This is a genomic window from Photorhabdus cinerea (assembly GCF_011189575.1).
GTDB classification, from domain to species: domain Bacteria; phylum Pseudomonadota; class Gammaproteobacteria; order Enterobacterales; family Enterobacteriaceae; genus Photorhabdus; species Photorhabdus cinerea.
The window spans coordinates 450,348-472,069 of the sequence record NZ_PUJW01000001.1 but is presented as its reverse complement, the minus strand read 5'-3'; the positions used below and the strand labels follow the sequence as shown (position 1 = coordinate 472,069).

Genomic DNA, 21,722 nt, shown 5'->3' with positions numbered 1-21,722 from the left:
GGAGCTTTTTTGTCCAATAGTAAAATGTGGCTGGATTAATCTCATGGTGCTGGCAAAACGCCGTCACCGTTAGCCCGCTCTGCTTTTGGGAAGCAATAACTGCCGCCCAGTGTTGCTGTTTTTCAGTAAGTGTCATAGTGATTCGCCCTCTCAATAAAAGAAAACTCACTATGACAAAAGATTAATCTGTCGGATATGTGGGGTTAATTAGGCGGTTACAATTAAACAAAATCAGATCACCCGGTGATGGTCTAATCACAACATCTGGATTACCCAGCAAAGCGGGATATACCATAACTCTCTCGACTCATTTCATCGAAAGTCTCAGGCGAGATTTCTTTATTCCAAATATACAGTTCACCACCATCTTCAGGCAGCGCTAAGTATATATACCGAATGAACTTCAAGATGCTTGAGCTATCAGACATAAAAACATTTAAATTCAAAAATATAATCGTTTTTCAAACATGCACTTTGAAGTATCTTGAGTATAGTTATCTATGCTCCTGTGGATGAGTTCACTTGCCGCCGCACTGCATCTTGAAATCCATAGGGTATATATTCAATCGATTAAAAAAACACCTTCAAAATAGAACATTAGAGACACCGTAGTCCGATAAGTTTCCTATTGAAATTAAATCGCAACTACGTGTCTCTGAATTGGCTGTTCTTAAACAATTCGAAGGTTATTCCTACTTCGCAATTGCCTTAACTTGCAATCGATATGTAATCAATGATGCAAGTTCAGCCAGCGGCTTATCACTTAACAACAATTCCAGCGGAATATCCAAACGTAATTTTTTGTTGATTTTTTGTACCAACATTAAACCATTCAATGAATCAATACCGTTGTTAGTCAAAGGTAGATCAGGATGGAATACTTCTGCTGGCGTCCCAACAATCTCACCACAAAAGGTCTGTAGCAAGCTAACGACATCGTCCAGATCACTCACTGCAAGCGCCGCTTCTATGGGTAAAGTCTGAACCACATTTTCTTGCTGAATATCACGCAATAGCGGTAGGTGACGCATCTGGCTGGACAGTAAATTTGACCAATTCGTCAAGAACGGCACCAGTTGCGGCTCCATCCGAGCAAACAAGCACTCTAAAACCGCTAATCCCTCCTCTGAACCAAATGGCTGTAAACCACTGTTTTCCAGTATTGGCAACGTTCGACTATCCCGCAAAGCGATCCCCGCTTCCCATGGCCCCCAATTAAGGCTTAACGCAGGTAAACCTTGCTGACGCCGTAAGCAGGCTAGACTATCCAACATAGCGTTAGCCGCTGCGTAAGATGCCATACCCGGTAAAGCCAATAATGCCCCCAACGAGGAAAACATAACAAAATGCTCTAAAGGTGCATCAGCCAACGCTTGATGCAATGTCCAGGCGGCTAATGCTTTAGCGGCAAATACTCTATCAAACGCCTCGGGGCTGAGTTCACGATATCCCTGATCTTCAACATGCGCAGCACAATGAATCACCCCACGCAGCGGCTGGCTGGCTTGTTGTCGATACTGAGCCAAACAAATGTGGGTCCTTTCCACATCACCGAGATCAACCGGCAGATAATTAGCCTCAATCCCTTGTTGATTCAGCATTTCCAATAACGCTTGATCTGCCGTATCAAGGGCACGACGACGCCCGATCAATAACAAATGTCGAGCACCGTGCTGTACCATCCAAGGAATCAATTGACGCCCCATATCACCAAAAGCACCAGTCAGCAGATAGCAGCCATCTGGACGAAAACGCACTGGTGGGAGCGCGGGTATTTCAGGTAATGGCACAAGGCGTAGCACATAACTCTGATGATGGCGCAGAGCTAATTGATCCTCGCCATCATCTATCAATAGCGCGTCCCACCATTTGGCTGGAACCGTGGTACTGTCAATATCCAGTAATCCACCCCATAATACAGTTGCTTCCTGTTGACCAATAACGCGCATCATTCCCCATAATGTGGCGGCAAATGGATCAGGCTGATCCTGCTCAGTGACTTGATGAGCACATTGAGTCACTATCCACAAACGTGGTTTCATCGATCGTTCGGACAACGCTGCACACAAATGGATCAACGAATGATAAGCCATTCGCGGAGCCTGCAACGGCCAGAGGATCAGGATTCTTTCGGTTTCAACAGGAAGAGTATCAACTAATTCTTGAATTTTCTGATAACTGTCGGGCAGACCAGAATACAACGAGGCACACCCACCACGGCGTTGCAACTCATCAGCTAACTCTTCTGCCAGAGCGTTTTCACCCCCAAGGATAGCCCATTGCGTCACAGACTCTGTTGATGGCTGAGCAGGCAGTTTACGCCACTGTGGTTGGCCGACAACCAGATTGTGCAGTTTGGCAGACAAGCTGTTTTTTCTATTACCAACAAGCTGAACGCAAAACCCGCTGATCTGACAAAGCAACATACCGCTATCAGTATAGACATCAATATCACCAAACCATTGTTGTTTCGTCTGTTTAGTATTTCTGGCATGGGCATGAACCCGACCTGACAATTTACCATTGATACGCAAATGCTGAATACTTACCGGGATACGGAACTCGTTAGCAGGAATTGGCACGTGAACATCAACAGACTGAATCGCCAACAATGATTGGAAGATGCCATCCAAAGCCGCTGGGTGAAAATTCATGCCCTCCGGTGCAGGTGGTAATTCAATCTCACAGATTGTTTCTTCTTTACCAACAAACGCATGGCGCAGAGTACAAAAAACACCACTATAACTGAAATGCAGATGTTGAAATGCCTGATACAACATCTCTTGGTTCCATATGCAAGGATAGCGATCATTTGCCGTTAATGGGGGAATAGCACAAGCAGTCGCACCCGGTACAACGATGTTCACCTGTGCACTGGCTGCAAGTTGGTAATGTGCACTCTCATCCAGATTACGGGTAATGTGTACTTGCACTTCCATTCGCTGGCGATCTAACTGTGTCTTTAACCTGAATTCTATACCTGGCTCTAGCAGTAAAGCCGATTGCAACACAATATTATCAAGCGCTAATCCAACGTCAGGAAAGCAGATACGAGCCGCCGCCAACATGACTTCAATATAGCCCGCAGCCGGAAACATTGCATTTCCCATGACAACATGATCGAGTAACCAAGGCACTTGTTCTACAGCCAACTCAGCTTGCCAACTCTCGCTGCCCGGTTGGGCTTCGCCCAATAATACACCGCTCAATATACGTAATCGGCGACGACGGCTAATCTCTGGCTCATACCAATAAGATTGCTGATGCCAAGAGTAAGTGGGTAGATCAATTGGGCAAGCGGTAGGCATCAGAGTCCGCCAGTCCGGTTCAACCCCAGCTTCAAACAGCTGTCCTAACAGTTGTGGCCAGTTCTGCCCTGAGCGACAAGCAAACACCTGTCCTCGATAAGGCTGACTCCAATCCTTTAATCCTGCACTCAGTAGGGATTTAGGTGAAATTTCCAGAAAATGGTGGAAACCCGCTTTGAGCATGTTTTCTACCGCATCGTCAAAACGGAATGGCGAGACGACATTGTCAGCCCAATGCTCGGGACTTAACTTCCCATTAATCAACTCCCCGGTGACTGATGAAAACACTGGCAACAAAGGTTCTGCCGCGGGAACGGTTGCCGAATCCGCAGTCAACCCAGCCCTAATTGACTCTATATAATGGGAATGAGAAGCAATTCTATAATTGAGCCGACTACTGGCGATACGCTGCTGCTTTAAGCGCTCAGCAACGGCGGTTAATTCACTTACAGGTCCGGACAATAAGCAACGATTGATACTATTACGTCCTGCTATCACCACGGCAGGCTCGGTACCGGGGGCAGACAAATGAGGCAATATCTGCTCAACTGTCGCTGCCACGATCAATAATCCGCCGCCTTTATTCAACACACGTTCCAGATAATGATAACGCTGATGTAGCAGTGTCAGTGCCTGCGTCAGATCATAAATTCCCGCCAGATAACAAGCCGCCGTTTCACCGGAACTATGACCAAGTAACGCCGCTGGTTTGAACCCCCACTTCTGCAACTGCGCAGCCATTGATATTTGCACAGCAAACTGCATTGGCGGCTCTATCAGTTCATCGGCAGAGATCAATGCCGCATATAAGGAAGGTGCAGAAAATCCCGTCCAAATTGCCTCGCAACGTTCGAATTGTTCAGTAAATTCGGGAAATTGCTGAAACCAAACGATAGAATCTTGCCAATCTTCACTGCCAATACCCGCAAATATCCAAGCCAGACGATCAACTTTTTTATTATTATGCTCCGACGACACATTCAGATTAGTCAACCGCTGTCGCAACTGTTCTCGGTTACTGAATGCGATCCCCTTACGTAACGGAAAGCAGTGACGAGTCGTCGCCAGGCTATAGCACAAATCATCAAGGGCAATATCCGGCTGCTGTTGTAGCAAATCGGCAATGCTCTGCGCTTGTTGCTTCAGAGAAAACTCAGACTGCGCAGACAATGGCAGCATGAAAGCTTGCCCTTGCGTCGTCCGAAGTTGTACGGAAGATTCTGCATTATTACTTAACACCACATGGACATTCGTTCCGCCAAAACCAAAGGAATTCACCCCAGCTATCACTTTTCCCTCAGGCAATGGGGTTAACTGCTGTGGAACTTGCAATCCCAATTCAGTAAAACGAATGTAACGGTTAGGCGGATCGGCATGTAAATTGCCCGGTACCTGTCCCCGTTGTAAACACAATACCGCTTTAATTAATCCAGCAATGCCCGCTGCGGCTTCTGTATGACCAATCACGGATTTACACGCGCCAATCAATAACGGGCGGTCTGTCGGTTCGGGCCGACACACCAGCCCCAGCGCTTCCGCTTCTATCGGATCACCTACCGCGGTCCCAGTACCATGAGCCTCAATATAATCAATCTCTTCTGGGGAAATCCCCGCCTGAGCACAGGCCACCTGAATCACCCGTTGTTGTGCCGCGCTGCTTGGCTGGGTAATCGTGGGAGTACGGCCATCTTGATTCGCAGCTGAACCGTGGATCACCGCCAGAACGGGATCGCCATCCTGTAAAGCCGTATTCAAAGGTTTCAGCAAAACAGCACCTACCCCTTCGCTACGTACATAGCCATCAGCGTTAGCTGAAAAGCTATGACAGCGGTTAGTGAATGATAGAAAACCGGTACGGCTTTCCACTACCGAAAAATCAGGCATCAACATTAACTGGCTGCCACCCGCCAACGCCAGTTGTGATTCTCCACGCCGCAAACTTTCACAAGCCAAATGTACCGCTAACAGGGACGATGAACAGGCGCTATCAATGGTCAAGGATGGCCCCTGAAAATCAAACGCATGGGATATCCGGTTTGACAACATGGTTCCCATTGCACCGGTTGAGGTATAACCGGTAGTCTGACGCAAATCAGTAAATTGCAGGTGCATATAATCATGAGTGAAAGCACCGATATAGACACCAACCGCCTGACCCGCCAACGATTTTGGCGGTATTCTCGCCCGTTCCAACGTTTCCCATGTTACCTGCAACATCAGACGATGCTGTGGGTCGATAAAAGGCGCTTCTGTATTACTGATATCAAACACCGCCGCATCGAAGCCGGTAACATCAGCGATAAATCCGCCTTCTCGAGCCACCATTTTCCCCGGCAAATTGCGATCTCGGGAACTATAAGCCTGAGTTGACCAGCGTTCAGGGGGGACTGGGGTAATTGCGTCACTTGAACCACACAACAGCTGCCAGAATTCCTCTGGAGAGCTAACCCCCCCCGGGAAACGGCAACCCATGCCGATAATAGCAATCGGCATATTGTCACTTCTCATCATATTGATATCCATAACGGTATTCTTTACTCCGATTAGTCATTTGCCAGCTCATCGTACTTACTCATCAACACCAAGTCGTCGGGCTAGAAATACATTTCGGTGGATGAGGTGGTAATCCCGGTGTCATCAATGACTGATAGCTGATGCCCGTATTGAGTAACTGATAACGCAAACCACTTGGGCAGGTGGTGGCTCCATCCATTGCCTGAGTGATATCAATTGTCATCCCAAAAGCGACATTGACCGGTTGTAATGTATTGTCAGCCGCAGTACGGATGATACGTAATGGTGCTCCACCACAAACTTGCAGATGGTTATTACCGACCTCACTCACCCGAATCACCATAAAGTTACAATATCCTCGATAATTCAGATCGGTGTCTGGCGGCTGGTTGGAGATAATCCAATATTGATCACTTTGCTTTTCAATGATTTTGGCATTAGATAACAGGCTGTAGCCGTTATCAGTAAATACCTGACGCAACTCTTTTGAAACCACACCAGTATCTAGTGAACTCATCAGCTCAAGCGCCGCACTGAATAAAGGCACACCTGTTAACTTTTTGCCTGCTTCCTCAAACGGTAAAGCCACCGCGCCATTGGTCAAATTAGCCCCGGTCAATTTAGCTTCAGTGAAAATAGTGCCTTGAATTGAAGCAAAGGCCAGAGATGCCGGCTTAAGACCTTCGGTGGGTTCTAACATTGCCTTGCTGAAATCAGTATTTACCAGATTGGCATAGGACAAATTCGCACCAAACAATCGAGCCTGAGTGAAATTCATTGTCGCTAAGTTAGCATTCGACAAATTGACCTGTTCCAAATTGGCGTTATCGGCTCTGGCGTTACTGCCGTACCAATGAGCGCCAGACATATCAACCGCATACAGATTAGCGCCAGTCAGAATGGCATTAGGCATAAATGTGTTGGCAAGAATTGCCGCATTACCGCCATTATCTTGCGCAACATTTAATTGCCCATCCTGATAGTGAATAAATAACGGTTTACCATCATGTTCCACCAACCAATTCTGACCCGGCTGACGCACCAATACCTCTGCCTGACCATTAACCAATATCTTTCCCTGATACAACATTTGACGTAACTGTTCAGGCAGTTGCTGATTATCCAGCGCTTGAGCATCGGCTTCATCCAAATGTGTCACTGTGGATAAAGCACCAAATTGAGCGCCAGTTAAATTAACATTCTCCAGACTCGCATTAGACAAATTCGCACCAACTAAAGAGACATTCCCCAGAATAGTGGCACCGGCCAGTTTAGCACCGACCAGAACTGCGCCATTCAGTGACGTAGAATCCAGATTTGCCTTTTTCATCGACGCCATCAGGAATATAACTTGATCCAGCTTCTGGCTGCTCAGATTAACGCCATCCATCTGTGCCTGAGTAAAATCCGTTTTAGCGGTAATCGTGGCATCAACCAAGTTCATCTCTGTCAGTACCGTCGCTAATAAGGTACTGTCGCTGAGGTTAAGCTGACTATAACCGGTAGTTAACGATAACCGTGCGTTGGTCAGATTAGCACCACTGAAATTAACATGATTGATATTCGCCCCGGTAAAATCAGTCCCCACTAACGTGGCTTGACTAAAATTCGAGGTCTGCAAGGTGGTATTTTGCAAATTCACCAACGTCATGATCGCCCCGGTAAAGTTACAGGAAGCCAGACTGGCGCCGCTTAGATCAACATTAACCAGATTCGCCTGAGATAAATCAGCATTCTCCATTATCACCGAAGGTAACAACGCTCCAGAGAAATCCGCACCGGGCGCTTTTAGACGATTCAATATCGGCTGACCACCACTGCTCTTACAGCCACGGAAAATGGCGTTCGGTAGCTCAGCGTCAGGCATATTGGTATCACTACCGACGATACACTTTTCAAAAAGCGCATTTTTACCATGAATATGCGTTAGATCAGCCTTGCTTAAGTCACAACCACTAAAATTGCAGTCATCAACTTTAACATTCGTTAAATCAGCATCAAGCAATGTCGAACCATGCAAGTCGGCATTAGACAAATCGACAGCCATCATCACCATTTCATTCAAATTTTCTTCGGCGAGATAAGCAAAACGCAGATCGGCCCCCATTGCCCCCCATTCTTTGAGGAATTCCAAGTCCTTTGTCACGATAGTACGAGTAAATTGGGCTGACAGAGGCGGACTGCTAGTGACTGCCTGCCAAATCAGCCCAGATTGTTGCGCTACCAAATAACTGTCACCACTGCTACTGATACGACGCAGGCGAAATCCAGATCCTCCTACCTCTTCCAACCGGATCTCAGCAACCGTACCAGCGCGCGGTTGATTAGCTTGAGGAGTATTGCCGCTCGCAGCTAAGTATTGACCATTGCCAGCCTGTAACCAAAAGTTAGTCATGCCATAGGCATTAATCATTTGATTTATCACCCCTGATTGCTTGGCTGACAGGCTAAGCGTACCATCCGCCTGAACCGTAATCAGTTGGCCGGAAGGCGCTGCAAATTGCCATTTGCCAGCAAAAGATCTGGATTCACTCATGTCATTATCCTCGCAGCAATTGATTTACAGAAACCTTTCCAACTCTCCCGGCTTGACCACCGCTGGCGCTAATACCACCAATACCATATTCTCCATCGGGTGCATGTGAACCGTCACCATTTACCCCACCGCGCCCAGCTATTCCCCCAGCACCTCCGGGCTGCCCGAGTCCTCCACTCCCGCCATTAGAGGTGGCAGATACCGGTTTCGGTAAGCTAGTCTGGTTATATCTGACCCAAACATGACCGCCATCACCTCCATCACCTCCATTGCCGCCATTTCCACCATTGCCACCGTTACCACCGACACCACCCGGCTTACCTGACGATGATGAATTACCACGGCCACCATTGCCGCCATCCCCCCCATTGCCACCGTAACCCGCTATGCCACCATCACCACCATTACCGCCATTATTGCTAATACGCACCACACTCTGTACGTCAAAACGGGTACAACGCAGGGCAAACCACCAGCCAGAACCTGATTGACCATCCTGACCACTCTGACCAAATTGACCATCGCCACCGGGGCTACCGGCAGTGGCTGGCTTACGACGAGAAGCATTCTGACCATCAGCACCCCGTTGGCCATCAGCGCCATTGGCCCCATCGGCACCATTCACACCGTTAGTACCGAAGATTTGAATATCTGCGACCATAACTCCCCCTTGCGGTTATTGTTTTTTGCCGTTGATATAAATTGCACCGATAGCACCTGCTTTTCCGGCAGCTCCTGTGGTCCCCGATGAACCACCTTTACCTGGGCTACCCCCGCTACTACCTTTACCACCAGAACCACCGGCACCACCAGCGCCCCCAGAACCACCGTTGCCGCCTCTGCCACCGTTACCGCCAACCGCCCTGGCTTGGAACGTCGCACTTCCTCCTTCCTGGTAAGTAAAATAGATGTTGCCGCCGTCACCCGCATTGCCGCCATTACCACTGTTACCACCGTTGCCGCCATTCCCCCCATTACCACCATATCCAGCATTACAGTTGTCGGTAGAACCGCCGCCATTCCCGCCTTTTCCACCGCTACCGCCATTCCCACCGTTACCACCGTTACCGCCATTACCACCTTGCGTTAGCATATTCACAAAGCCGCTAAGGGTACCTGTTTTAAAATTAACATCATTCGCATTCCCACCTTTCTCTCCATCACTTCCCCTAGCCCCGTCAGTACCACTGCCACCAGCGGTACCGTTGGTAGCCGATGTTGCACAGGAGTTTTTATTATCTTTACCAGCACTACCATTGCTGCCGTCTCTTCCACTGGCACCATTGTTTCCACTCCCTCCATCACCTCCGTTACTGCCAATATTTTCGATGTTCGGGCCATCATTATCACCCGGAGTTGGATATGGATTTGGGGAATTAACTACGACGACTTCGTTCGCTTCAACCGTGCCATTGGTCAAATAAATAATCTTACCGCCAGGTTCAATCGTTATCTTATTAAACACCAAGTTAACAGGTTCGCCGTGACTCTCTTTACTGCCGACAATCAATGGGTTACTCGCAGTGACAACGATATCTTCACCACTGTATAACGCGACTTTCATCGGAAAACGTTTAGCGTTCAGAATATCTTCATAATCTTTGACCAAAGGAGAATAACCATAGATATAAGCACTGAAAGCTTTACATATATCAGCATGATTACCGGTGACATTCGCCAACCTTTCAGCTGAATAGGGTTCAGGTAGCGGATGATGGGGTTCCATTCCGCCAGGTCCATACTCACTGTCAGGCACACCGCCAAGCTCCTTCATCTCTTGTATGGTTTGTACGGTAAAAAACGCGGGTGGCACAGTGGCTATTTTCGGGTCGTTAGAAAATATTACCGGCCCGTCAAGATCCGAAGTTTTCAATTGTTTTGGCTGCTGTTCTGTACCAGTTAAATGATAATGCTCACGCAACATAGCCAAAGTTTCATTAACCGTTTTCATTTTATTCATGGGTATTCTCCTGAGTTTGGGTATAAGTTTGTACGTTTAGGATCACATTAGCGTCACATATCAGTTGCCCACCCTGTTCAATCACCAGAGTGTCTACTGCTACCACGATCGGCTGTGAATTTGGGCTGCTAATTTCCAAAATCTCGCCATTAGCAATTACCAATTCTCCAATCGCGAAAACATTGATGGTGGCAGGTAAAGATATCGGTGCCTCAACAGGGGGAATGCCAGAAATAGCCAACAGTTCCGTTGCCGACGGCACGTTTGACTGGTAAGAAGGGGCCAACGATTGTGGGTCGTTAGGCCGTAAAGAGCCTTGCGACGAAGATGGAATAACAACTTTCTCCGTTACATCACTCTCCGAGAGACCTAATAATTGCAAGACCGCTTTAAATCCTGAACTATAATTTCTTGATGTCATATTTATCTCCGAGAAACTGTAGACAGAAATAATCTGTAAATTATCGCTATCTACTGTGCAAATGACCGGGTAACGGGTATTAACATCGGTAATGATGAAATAACCATTGTTATTGATAGTTTCGATAGTTGCCTGATGACTAAGAGGGTGTTTGTTCTCCGCAAAAATTGCGCGGATTTTATCCATGTCGTGTTGCTGAAATATCGGTAATTGATCGATACCCAGATCGAATATGGGTGTAGTCGGCGTCCATTGGCTGATTTGTGGCTGGGTCCGTTGATTTTCCCCCAAGAACTTGCCGTAATTCATTGCCACCAGGGTACGGAATGAATCTATCGCCAGATGCGCGGCAACAATATGCTGACGTTTAGTCGGATCAGGTACCAGTGTCGAATCAGGGACAGTGACCAGGAACTTACCGTTAGGCTCATAGATATCAAGGATATAATCCGTTGGGTCACGCCCTTCATTACGGTATGACAGAATATAAATATATCCCTTAGGCTCAACCGCCACATCCAAATAAGTTATTCCCTCTGGCTTATTCAGTGGCATATAGGACAGATAATCAGCCACTGTAATTTCAGCCGGATTTGTTGCATCAAGGGTTAACAACCAGGAACGGGCGCCGGCAAGATCATCAATTTGCCATTTGACACCTTGACCGATAGCGATAACCCGTACGTTACTTAAATCGTTATAGACGGATACCGTTTGTCCCTTAGCGGTCAGCGTGTAAGTCGCTGGTTTCTGCGGGTCATGTACCAACCAGCTCTGCCCTTGCTGTCTCACTTCAATCGTTGTACTGCCAACTGGGTCAATATTACCGTCTGCGGTCTGGTTATAACTTAGATAGATCCCATCTTGCGCAAAGGTGGCAATAATCTGCTCATCCAGTACCCCAGCATTGAGTGAATGTATAAAGCTCGAATCGCTGTTACTAAACAGGAATGTCAGCCCTTGTTCACGGAATGCTTGTTGTAATGCTGGAGAGAACACCTGAGCATCCAGCGTTGCCTGATACTCAGCAGTAGCCAGTTTAAACAGTGTTGCCCCTGGAAAACTTGGAAATGGGTTGCCTTTAGTATCGAACGCCTGAACACGGGTATTGCGTGTTTCCAGTAATAAGATGCGACCATCTGGCGTGACAGTCAGGGCAATTGGCCCATGCATTAGCCCTTGTCGAATCCCTTCACCAGAGACAATCTGGGCCGCGGGTGCCTGAGCATCCGGGTAACCCTGATCACCCAACGGCAGAATCTGCATCTTGCTGTATTGCCAACTGACCGCAATCACGTAACCACTCGGATGAACCACCATTGCATCCAGATGAGGAATCGTGAAAGTTCCCCAAGACAGCGGATTATCCGTCAAACCAAAATCATGTCTGCCGTCACGCAGATCCACCCGACGTAAGTGATATTCGCCGAATCGTGAATCAATAATAAAGTTATAAGGTGTGATGGTTTTGTTGTCCGGTCCTTCGCCAAAACTGTTATAACTGATCAGTGGTTGTACTTTGAAACCCACCGCAGATAATTTCAGACGCTCATTCAGCGTGTCATTGCTCAAAGTAGAAATGTTTTGCAACACATACATCTGGCCGCTATTTGGTGGACTTAACGGATCTTCCAATGGAATATCCTGACCAGAAGCCTGATAGCAATAACCAACCTGATAATCTGAATTCAGGATTGTCATATTAACCAGCTTACAGATGTTATTGCCTACATTGCTACAATTGGCTGAAGACTGGGTTTCCAATGGCACACTGCCTTCAATCCACTGATATTCTTTTTTATCGCTATCGTAAGACAATTGTTCCCAATATTCGTATTGAGTTACCTGAGTCAAAGGCACTAACATCTCTTTTATATTGCCACTGACGCGCATAATGCCTTCATTGGGATCGTCTGGTTGCGCACTCAGCAGCTCACTGATATAGCTCCCCGCTAACCAGCCATTAGCAGAATAAACATTAGCCTTGATTTTCAGGGTTCCACCCCAGCCAACCGAATGGAAATTAAAGGATAGCGGTGTATTGGAACCGGTTGTGGGTAATGGAATCGTCTGGGTGTAATAGGTGCCGTTGGTATATTCGACCGTTACCTGGCACTGTACTCCCACCGGCGGCCAAATCGCGGTTTCCGGGCGCCCCACTTCACCATGAGCAGGATCGGGATGCAGGGTAAAAGCCAACGTCATCTGACGCTTGATATCCACTTCCAAGGTAGCTGGTGTGGAAAGCAATTCCCCCGTCGTCACTGCAATCTGCGCAACATCCAGCGCAATTGAAGCAAGCCGGAAGGCCCAACCCACCACCGGAACCGCTTGAGCAGCTGCACTAGCGGCTATCTGGGCTGTAACATAAGCGGCTAATGCTTCCATCCCTTTTTTGGCCAGAATACCAATGGCAATACTGGCTAAACTGGTGAGCACTTTTTTAGTATTAAATAACGCTGAACCAACAGCGGCACCACCACCAATCAACGGGAAAGCAATGCCTGCCAGTATGGCAACGTTATCCTTATTAGAAATAAAATCTTTATACCACTGACTATTGGTCACTGCGGCGCCAGCCAACATCATTAGGGCTGGAATACCGTACTGGAACATGCCAGTTAAAATCACACCCGGCCAGACAATCGGATTTTCCCAGCGGGAAGTTCCCAGGCCACCAAACAAGAATTTAGCCGCCTGAGCTTCAGCTGGCCAAGGCAAGCCAAATTTAGTGGGATCAGTGGGCATCGGAATCCCCATGATCGTATTGACATTAGCCAACACACCAAGGGCTTTTTGTGATGGCGTTTCAAATAATGCCGCCAACTCTTTAGGAAAATAAAACGGCCAATCACCATCAACTGTCGGATTATCAATTGGTTGTTCCATTTGAGTGTCTTTAAAGAACTGAATATAAACACCAAGCTGACGTAAGTATTTGTTCTTAAAGTCAATGGAAAAATAATTTTGGCCGGGATCGTAACGGATGCTGTCGGCATATACATCCATCCCGTGATTGGGAGTACGGTTAGTGGCGGTCCAAATTTGGTTGGTATCTCGTTTAACCTCTAATGCTGATGCCTGATCTTTGAATTCAGCAACATCCAGAGACGCACTTTGGCTGACACTCCAGTTATGATTTTGCAATCGACCATCATTATGCGAAGTTTTCAGCGCATTAGATGCCGGCGAGCCTGAATAATTCTCCGTCTCATCCGATAGGTTATATTGCATCACCGGATCACCTTCGGCGAAAATCACCTGTCCGTCTTGACCTACCCAGTCAAATTCGTAAAACATTGCGCTGCCATCAGGGGCAACCAATTGACCATAAGTGGCAAAACCGCCTGTCTCTGTCGCGGGTCCCTGACTCGATATTGCTATAGCCAGTTCATAAACTCGGTTATATTGCTGTGGGTCTATTGCCTCCGATGGCGCAATATGTGCATTCATGACAATTGATGCTGCATAAGCCTGACTGTTAGACAACTCCGGATGGGAAAACACAATAGAGCAAGCAACATCCCACGGTGTTTTCATTTCATTAGTCGCAACCCACAAATCGCCGCAATGAATAGAATTTCGCGCTAAATGTTGGCTATTAACACCGAGAGCACTCAGTTTACCCGGCAAAGCCATCGCTATATTATTTACCGCCAGTTTTTCTATGTTACGTTTGGCATAACGATGTAAATGAGCATTGGGAATATGATAAGAAATATGATAAAGAACCGGTAATGAAGAACGATAAGGCCCGGATTTATCACCAACCACTTTAATTAGCGTAACGTGATGAGGTAAAAAATAGTGTTCAGGTACCTCCGCGAAATGGCTAATATTGTGTGAACCGTAGCGCAGAACCATATCTATTGCAGGATTCTCACCAGCCGCCTTGGCTAAACTTGACTCATCGTGTTCTTGCAACGGTATATTATATTCACCAACCCAGAGACTCAATTGACTGGATTGGCTACGTAAATGACCTTGAGCTAAATCGAAATGTAAAGTATGTGTCTTCATTTGAATTTCATCTCTATAAGTAATTATTTTCGTTATCACAAGAAACTCTTAATAACCGCATAAATCATTTGATCACAAAATTTTAATAAATAATTCTCATGAGAATTAATATATCTCTTAAAAAGCCTATTTATTAACCCAAAATACCCAGAATTAATTAAATGCCACATTTATCCACTTTATACAAAATGATCAAATGTGGCATTTAAATTCTATTAATAAAATAGTAATGTGATTCTCCATTTTTTCCATCAAATAAAGAAGATATTTTTGTGATACATTGCAATTTTTTAATGTATGCCAATTAATTATCCCAACTTAAAACCTATAGAATTAAGCACTATTACCGCAGTAAAATAAACCCACTACGTGGAATGATGCATTTTCAATCAGACAACAACCCGATATAAATAGAACAAAGTTATTTTATAATGAAATTATGAATATAAATTAAGTAAAACCCCGAAAATTAAATTTATGTTATATAGCACAACCCTATACTCTTAGAATAAACTCTCACCCTGAACCAATAACTAAGACCCTTAAAGACATTTACCAAACTTGAGCTTATTATTACTTCGTAAATATAAATAAAACCACGAAATGAAATATTGTTTATTTACTATTACCCGCGTGTAATCACAGGCGGGTAATATCTTCCTTATTGTCCATAATACAAAAATTATAGTGACTATTATCTCTTTATTTAACCGTTAATACGGTGAGCGCTACAAATCTAAATGTCCACTCACATAATTTCTCTATGAAAGCGTCTCGTGTCATTACTGACGTTCTCCATTAATATACACATACCCCCTAACACCTGTTGCGCCGGCAAGCCCATCGTTACCCGATGCACCAATTTTGCCATTACTACCACCAGGAAAACCGCTACCACCATAGCCTCCGCCCCCACCGTAACCCGCATAACCCCCTTCCCCCCCCATCCCACCAGCAGACTTAGCATTAAAGACAGGAGTGCCACTCTCATAGGTAACATAAATATTACCCCCATCTCCCCCTTTGCCTCCATTGCCCCCGTTATTCCCTTTGCCTCCATTACCTCCACTTCCTCCTCTTCCAGCACTACAGTAACTGGTAGAGCCGCCTCCGTTACCCCCATTTCCCCCTCTTCCACCCTTGCCACCGGCACCGCCATTACCACCATTACCCCCTGTCGATTCTAAGGTTACCGCACCGGTGAGGTAAGCAACCTTCAGAACAATATCATTTGCACCGCCGCCATTTTCGCCATTGCTTCCAGCAACACCATCTGTACCATAAGCCCCGTTAGTACCCGACGTTGCGGCCTTTGCACAAGAACTTTTGTTATCCTGTCCAGCATTACCATGACTACCGGTCTGCCCATCAGTTCCATTCGCCCCATTACCGCCATTATTGCCACCACTTCCCCGATTAACAATATTGGTCGGATCGCTATCTGAACCCAAAGAGCTAACCATCATCATGGTATTCGCTTGAACAGCCCCATTGGTGCGATAAATAATTTTTCCGCCAGGTTCAACTGTTATCTGCTCATAAACTAATACAATAGGTTCACCGTGATTATCTTGACTTTGAACGATCAATGGTTTGTCCGCAGAAATAGTCATGCTATCACCACCATATAGCGCAACTTTCAGCGGGAAACGCTTAGCGTTGAGAATATCTTCATAATCTTTAACTAAAGCAGAATCACCATAGATATAAGCGCGGAAGGCTTTACATAAATCGGTATGATTGCCAGTAACATTCACCAGCCGTTCAGCAGAATAGGGTTCAGGCAATGGATGATGCGGCTCCATTCCTCCAGGGCCATAATCACTATCAGGTACACCACCTAACCTTTTTAGTTCTTGTATAGTTTGTACGGTAAAAAATGCGGGTGGAATAGTGGCTATTTTCGGATCGTCGGAAAATATGACCGGTCCATCAAAATCCGCGGTCTTCAATTGTTTTGGTTGCCGTTCTATTCCCGCCAGACGATAATGTTCACGCAATTCCACCAAAGTTTCAGCAATAACTTTTACTTTATTCATAAGAAATCTCCTGAGTTTAAGTTGGTAGTTTTAGAATCATCTTTATGTTATATAACTCACTGCAATATTTTATTCTCACCGAATCCCTTTAAATCCAGAATATTAATCATTCAATGATATATTTACCTCCGTTTAGAGCAAAAACTTATAGGCAAAGGTAATTTATCGCCTATCGTTGTCCACAATGTGTATTTTCACTCTCATTTTATCTTCCTATGTGATTATTTTATTCATGACAATAGACATTCAACAACTGGATAAATAATTTCAGGAGAATTGATACATCCTCTATACCCTTCATCTTTCAAGCTGCTGCTTTGTTGGCTGCGTTCACTTACCCCAGTCACATCGTTATCTATGCTCCTGGGGATGCGTTCACTTGCCGCCGCGCTGCAATTTGAAATCTATTGGGTATATACTTTATCCAAAAATACCTATAATTAATTAAAAATTAATTCGGTTTATATGAAGTAATTTAATGTTAAATTCATTTTTCACAACTAAAAATATTAATATGCCTTTCTGTTTTTTCCATCATAAAAATGAAATTTTCATGGTGTATCACTATTTTAGTATGAATCAATTGATTATTTCAATTTAAACTTTATACAATTAAATATTGATGGCACAGAAAAATAAGAGCGCCAATTATACAGACTGGATTCAACTGATAAGTGAATTTTTCAGGAGAGGCGGTCAGTTGCTATACTTCAGCATCTTTCCACCCAAAGGAAAATGCATTATGAAATACAAATAACTGACCTGTGGAAAACAATTATTAGATGTACAACTCCATCACGAAATTTACCACATGATCTATAACGATAAAAAAAGAGTTATTTATGAACACACCTTCGTTGTCGCAAGTAAACCTTGCCACAAATGATACGGAAAATATGAACCCATTCCCCTTATTTATAGTCTTCAAGCCAGTCTAAAACCTGATTATTACTATGCTGCCGTTCATTATTGTTAACATATACCTTGCCAGAAATACCTTCACTGCCAGATTCTCCATCAGCACCAGCTTCACCAGATACTCCGGGATGACCACTAGTATTTAATCCTCTATTACCAACGCCACCTACCCCACCTGCTCCGCCTATTCCTCCCTTACCACCGCCCCCTCCATTACCGCCATCACCTCTATATGACAGAGCATTAATTACTGGCTGACCCTGAGTGAAATTAATATATATGTTACCACTGTCCCCACCTTTACCCCCATTCCCTCCATTACCTCCATTTCCGCCATTACCTCCCCTTCCTCCATATCCAGCATTACATTTGCTTGTTGAATCTCCTCCATTTCCACCATTCCCTCCGTTACCGCCATTACCGCCATATCCACCCCTTCCACCCTTACCACCTATCGATGCCGCATTGACTACTCCAGTAAAAATGTCAACATTAATAATTACGTCATTTGCACTTCCAGCCCTTTTGCCATCCATCCCTTGTGCTCCTGAGGAACCGCCAGTTGCATCAGTACCCGGTGTGGATGCAACAGCGCAACTGTGTTTATTATCTGAACCAATCTTACCATTGCTGCCATTCACCCCATTACTTCCCTGTTCGCCTTCCAAACCATCGTTTCCATCAGAGCCTTTACTGATAATGCTCTGCTTTTTATCATTACTGCCATTCCCTACAACAGTATTAGCTTCGATCTTACCATTAGTGCGGTAAATAATTTGACCTCCCGGTTCAATGATTATCTGGTCATATATCAAGACAACGGGTTCGCCATAATCATCTTTATCTTCAACAACCAATGGTGCATCTGCGGTAACAGTGATTCTTTCGCCAACGTATAACGCAACCTTCATCGGGAAACGCTTAGCATTAAGCATGTCCTCATAATCTTTGACTAAAGCAGAATCACTATAGATATAGGCCCTAAAAGCTTTACATAAATCAATATGATAACCCGTGACATTTGCTAGTCGTTCAGCAGAAAACGGTTCCGGTAACGGATGATGGGCTTCCATTTTGCCAGGGCCGTACTCACTGTCAGGTACACCTCCGAGTGCCTTCAACTCTTGTATGGTTTGTACCGTAAAAAACGCAGGTGGCACAGTCGCTGTCTTCGGATCGTTAGAGAATATTACCTTGCCGTCAAAATCCGAGGTCTTAAGTTGCTTTGGCTGCTGTTCTACACCAATCAGATGATAATTATGATGTAATACTGCCAAAGTTTCAGCAACAATTCTTATTTTATCCACGGGAATTCTCCTGAATTTAAATTTATACGTTTAAGATAACTTCATATATCAGCTGCCCATTTGGTCAAGTTCCAAAATCTCTACTGCTATCACTACCGATTGCTGCACTAAATGGCTAATAGCCAGAATATTGCCATTGGCTAATCACGAGATTAACCATAGCGAAAACATCGATTTTTTCTGGCAAAGGATATAAGTATTTCAACAATGGGTATGCCAGAAAAATAATTCCTATGATAATCAATTAGGTAAGCATTTATTCACGTTGCAAAAAGCGATTGAATGCGATATTTAAATGACACAATTTAAAATATTAATGTAATTCCCTTCTTTTTTCATTAATTAAAGAGAATATTTCCGTGATACATCACGACCTTTTAATACGAGCCAATTAAATAATTCAATTTTATATTTGTCTCATTAGGTATTATTAAAAAATACAAATAAAAGATAACAAACACGATTATATTTTTCAAAAATCACAACAAGATAGAAACCTATATACCCAATGGATTTCAAGATGTATTGCGACAGCAAAGGAGCGAATCCCCGGGAGCATAGATAACTCGGTGACCAGGGTGAGTGATTGCAGCCAACAAAGAGGCAACTTGAAAGATAACAGGTATAGATATTATTTAATAGGTCATAAGCAGGCATCCGTTGAGCAACGGGCACTATTGCCACGCCGATAACAATCGCCATTAATTATCCGGGAACCAATGCGAAACTAGCTTCATATCCAGCACATTTGTAAAACCTGAGTGGCAAAAACGAAGCCAACCAAGCAAGGGCAGACCCAATAAGTATTCAGTAATTAATAATGTAAACCACTTGAACATAAGCAAAACCAAGATCTGACCCCATTTCCCCGCATTTATAGTCGTTTAGACCCGTCTGATTGCTGCACTACTAGCGATTAAGTTTCCGATCAGATTCCCGTTCATGACCGTTGACATGTATTTTGCCGGTGTTACCATCATCTCCAAATTCTCCTTTAAGACCATCTTTACCATAGTCTCCCTGCAAACCATGTACACCGAATATTCTGGTACTATTTCCAGGATCACCCCCCACTCCTCCCCAACCGGCCTTCCCACCTTCCCCACCAAGACCATTAATTGACATAACCTGAAGTACTGGACTACCGTCAGAGTAATTAATATATATGTTACCACTGTCCCCACCTTTACCCCCCCTGCCTCCATTCCCTCCATCTCCTCCAGTGCCCCCATTTCCTGCATCCCCAGCAGGACACCACTTGATTGTTTCATTACCCCAATTACCTCCATTACCCCCATCACCCCCACGCCCCCCAAGACCGCCTCTTCCACCGTTACCACCGTTACCACCTATCGTTGCCGCATTTATTGCTCCAGTAAGAGATTGACTAGTAATAGTCAGGTCATTCGCATTTCCAGCCGCTGCACCATCCCCCCCTAATCCTCCGACAGAACCGCTGGCTCCATCAGTACCTGATGTGGCGTTAATTAAGCAGCCATTTTTACTATCTTTACCATCTTTACCATCGCTGCCATCAGCCCCTTTATTTCCTGATGCACCATCAAGACCATCGGCACCATTACTGCCTCTATTGACAACATTCTCCTTTCCAGTATTTTCATTCCCTACAATAGTGTTAGCTTCGATTCGACCATTAGTGCGGTAAATAATTTGACCTCCAGGTTCAATGATTATCTGGTCATACACCAAGACAACCGGTTCACCATAATCATCTTTATCTTCAACAACCAATGGATTATCGGAGGCGATAGTCATTTTCTCGCCTCTGTATAACGCAACCTTCATCGGGAAACGCTTAGCATTAAGCATTTCTTCATAATCTTTGACTAAAGCAGAATCACTATAGATATAGGCCCTAAAAGCTTTGCACAGATCAATATGATTACCCGAGACATTTGCCAGTCGTTCAGCAGAAAATGGCTCCGGTAACGGATGATGGGGTTTCATTTTGCCAGGGCCATACTCACTGTCAGGCACACCTCCGAGTGCCTTCAACTCTTGTATGGTTTGTACCGTAAAAAACGCCGGTGGCACAGTCGCGGTCTTCGGATCGTTAGAGAATATTACCTTGCCGTCAAAATCCGAGGTCCTAAGTTGCTTTGGCTGCCGTTCTATACCAACCAGATGGTGATGCTGATGTAATACTGCCAAAGTTTCAGCAACCGTTCTTATTTTATGCACGGGAATTCTCCTGAGTTTAAGTTTATACCCTTCATCCTTCAAGTTGCTGCTTTGTTGGCTGCGTTCACTTGCCGCCGCGCTGCAATTTGAAATCTATTGGGTATATACGTTTAAGATAACTTCATATATCAGCTGCCCATTTGGTCAAATTCCAAAGTATCTACTACTATCACGACAAATTGCGGTACTAAATTACTAATAGCCAGAATATTACCCCTAGCTAATTATCAGATTAGCCATAGCGGAGACATCGATTTTTTCTGGCAAAAAATATAAGCGCTTCAGCAACAGGTATGCCAGAAAAATAATTCCTATGAAACTTAATTAGGTAAGTATTTATTCACTTTACAGAAAGCAATCGGATGCAAAATTTAAATGACACAATTTAAAATATTAATGTAATTCTCCATTTCTTCATTAATTAAAGAGAATATTTACATGATGCATCACTACCTTTCAATAGGTATTATCAAAAACCTCTATTCTATATTTACCCC

9 protein-coding genes are annotated in these 21,722 nt (G+C 44.8%); all 9 read right to left on the bottom strand.

Features of this window, described 5'->3' with window-relative positions:
- Positions 1-136: IS66 family insertion sequence element accessory protein TnpA (gene tnpA, locus C5469_RS24380; protein WP_422615845.1), on the bottom strand; the 136-nt coding region annotated here is incomplete at its 3' end.
- Between the two features lie 556 nt (positions 137-692).
- Entirely contained in the window at positions 693-5,819 is a 5,127-nt protein-coding gene (locus C5469_RS02100) for a type I polyketide synthase (RefSeq protein ID WP_166301604.1), read from the bottom strand.
- A 64-nt stretch (positions 5,820-5,883) separates the two neighbouring features.
- Positions 5,884-8,358: a pentapeptide repeat-containing protein gene (locus C5469_RS02095; protein ID WP_166301601.1), complete on the bottom strand. Its 2,475-nt coding sequence runs from the start codon at positions 8,356-8,358 to the stop codon at positions 5,884-5,886.
- A 4-nt stretch (positions 8,359-8,362) separates the two neighbouring features.
- The gene (locus C5469_RS02090; protein WP_166301598.1) at positions 8,363-9,019 is read right to left on the bottom strand and encodes a hypothetical protein; all 657 of its coding nucleotides are present in this window, start codon (positions 9,017-9,019) and stop codon (positions 8,363-8,365) included.
- 15 nt (positions 9,020-9,034) lie between these two features.
- Positions 9,035-10,318 carry a hypothetical protein gene (locus C5469_RS23445; RefSeq protein WP_166301595.1) on the bottom strand — a complete coding sequence of 428 codons (1,284 nt, stop codon included), beginning with the start codon at positions 10,316-10,318 and terminating at the stop codon, positions 9,035-9,037.
- Positions 10,311-14,759, bottom strand: a complete 4,449-nt coding sequence (locus C5469_RS02080; protein ID WP_166301592.1) for a C-type lectin-like domain-containing protein — start codon at positions 14,757-14,759, stop codon at positions 10,311-10,313. The genes C5469_RS23445 and C5469_RS02080 overlap by 8 nt, the downstream gene beginning before the upstream one ends.
- 782 nt (positions 14,760-15,541) lie before the next feature.
- Entirely contained in the window at positions 15,542-16,798 is a 1,257-nt protein-coding gene (locus tag C5469_RS02075; protein ID WP_166301589.1) for a hypothetical protein, read from the bottom strand.
- A 911-nt stretch (positions 16,799-17,709) separates the two neighbouring features.
- On the bottom strand, positions 17,710-19,023 hold the full coding sequence (locus tag C5469_RS02070) for a hypothetical protein (RefSeq protein WP_166301586.1): 1,314 nt from the start codon (positions 19,021-19,023) through the stop codon (positions 17,710-17,712).
- A 909-nt stretch (positions 19,024-19,932) separates the two neighbouring features.
- Complete coding sequence (locus tag C5469_RS02065; RefSeq protein WP_166301584.1) at positions 19,933-21,225, bottom strand: hypothetical protein; 1,293 nt, start codon at positions 21,223-21,225, stop codon at positions 19,933-19,935.
- Positions 21,226-21,722: the final 497 nt, after the last annotated feature.

Bases quoted from the DNA above. Each gene is read 5' to 3' on its own strand.
- C5469_RS02100 (WP_166301604.1), bottom strand. From the start codon at position 5,819: ATGATGAGAAGTGACAATATGCCGATTGCTATTATCGGCATGGGTTGC.
- C5469_RS02095 (WP_166301601.1), bottom strand. From the start codon at position 8,358: ATGAGTGAATCCAGATCTTTTGCTGGCAAATGGCAATTTGCAGCGCCT.
- C5469_RS02090 (WP_166301598.1), bottom strand. From the start codon at position 9,019: ATGGTCGCAGATATTCAAATCTTCGGTACTAACGGTGTGAATGGTGCC.
- C5469_RS23445 (WP_166301595.1), bottom strand. From the start codon at position 10,318: ATGAATAAAATGAAAACGGTTAATGAAACTTTGGCTATGTTGCGTGAG.
- C5469_RS02080 (WP_166301592.1), bottom strand. From the start codon at position 14,759: ATGAAGACACATACTTTACATTTCGATTTAGCTCAAGGTCATTTACGT.
- C5469_RS02075 (WP_166301589.1), bottom strand. From the start codon at position 16,798: ATGAATAAAGTAAAAGTTATTGCTGAAACTTTGGTGGAATTGCGTGAA.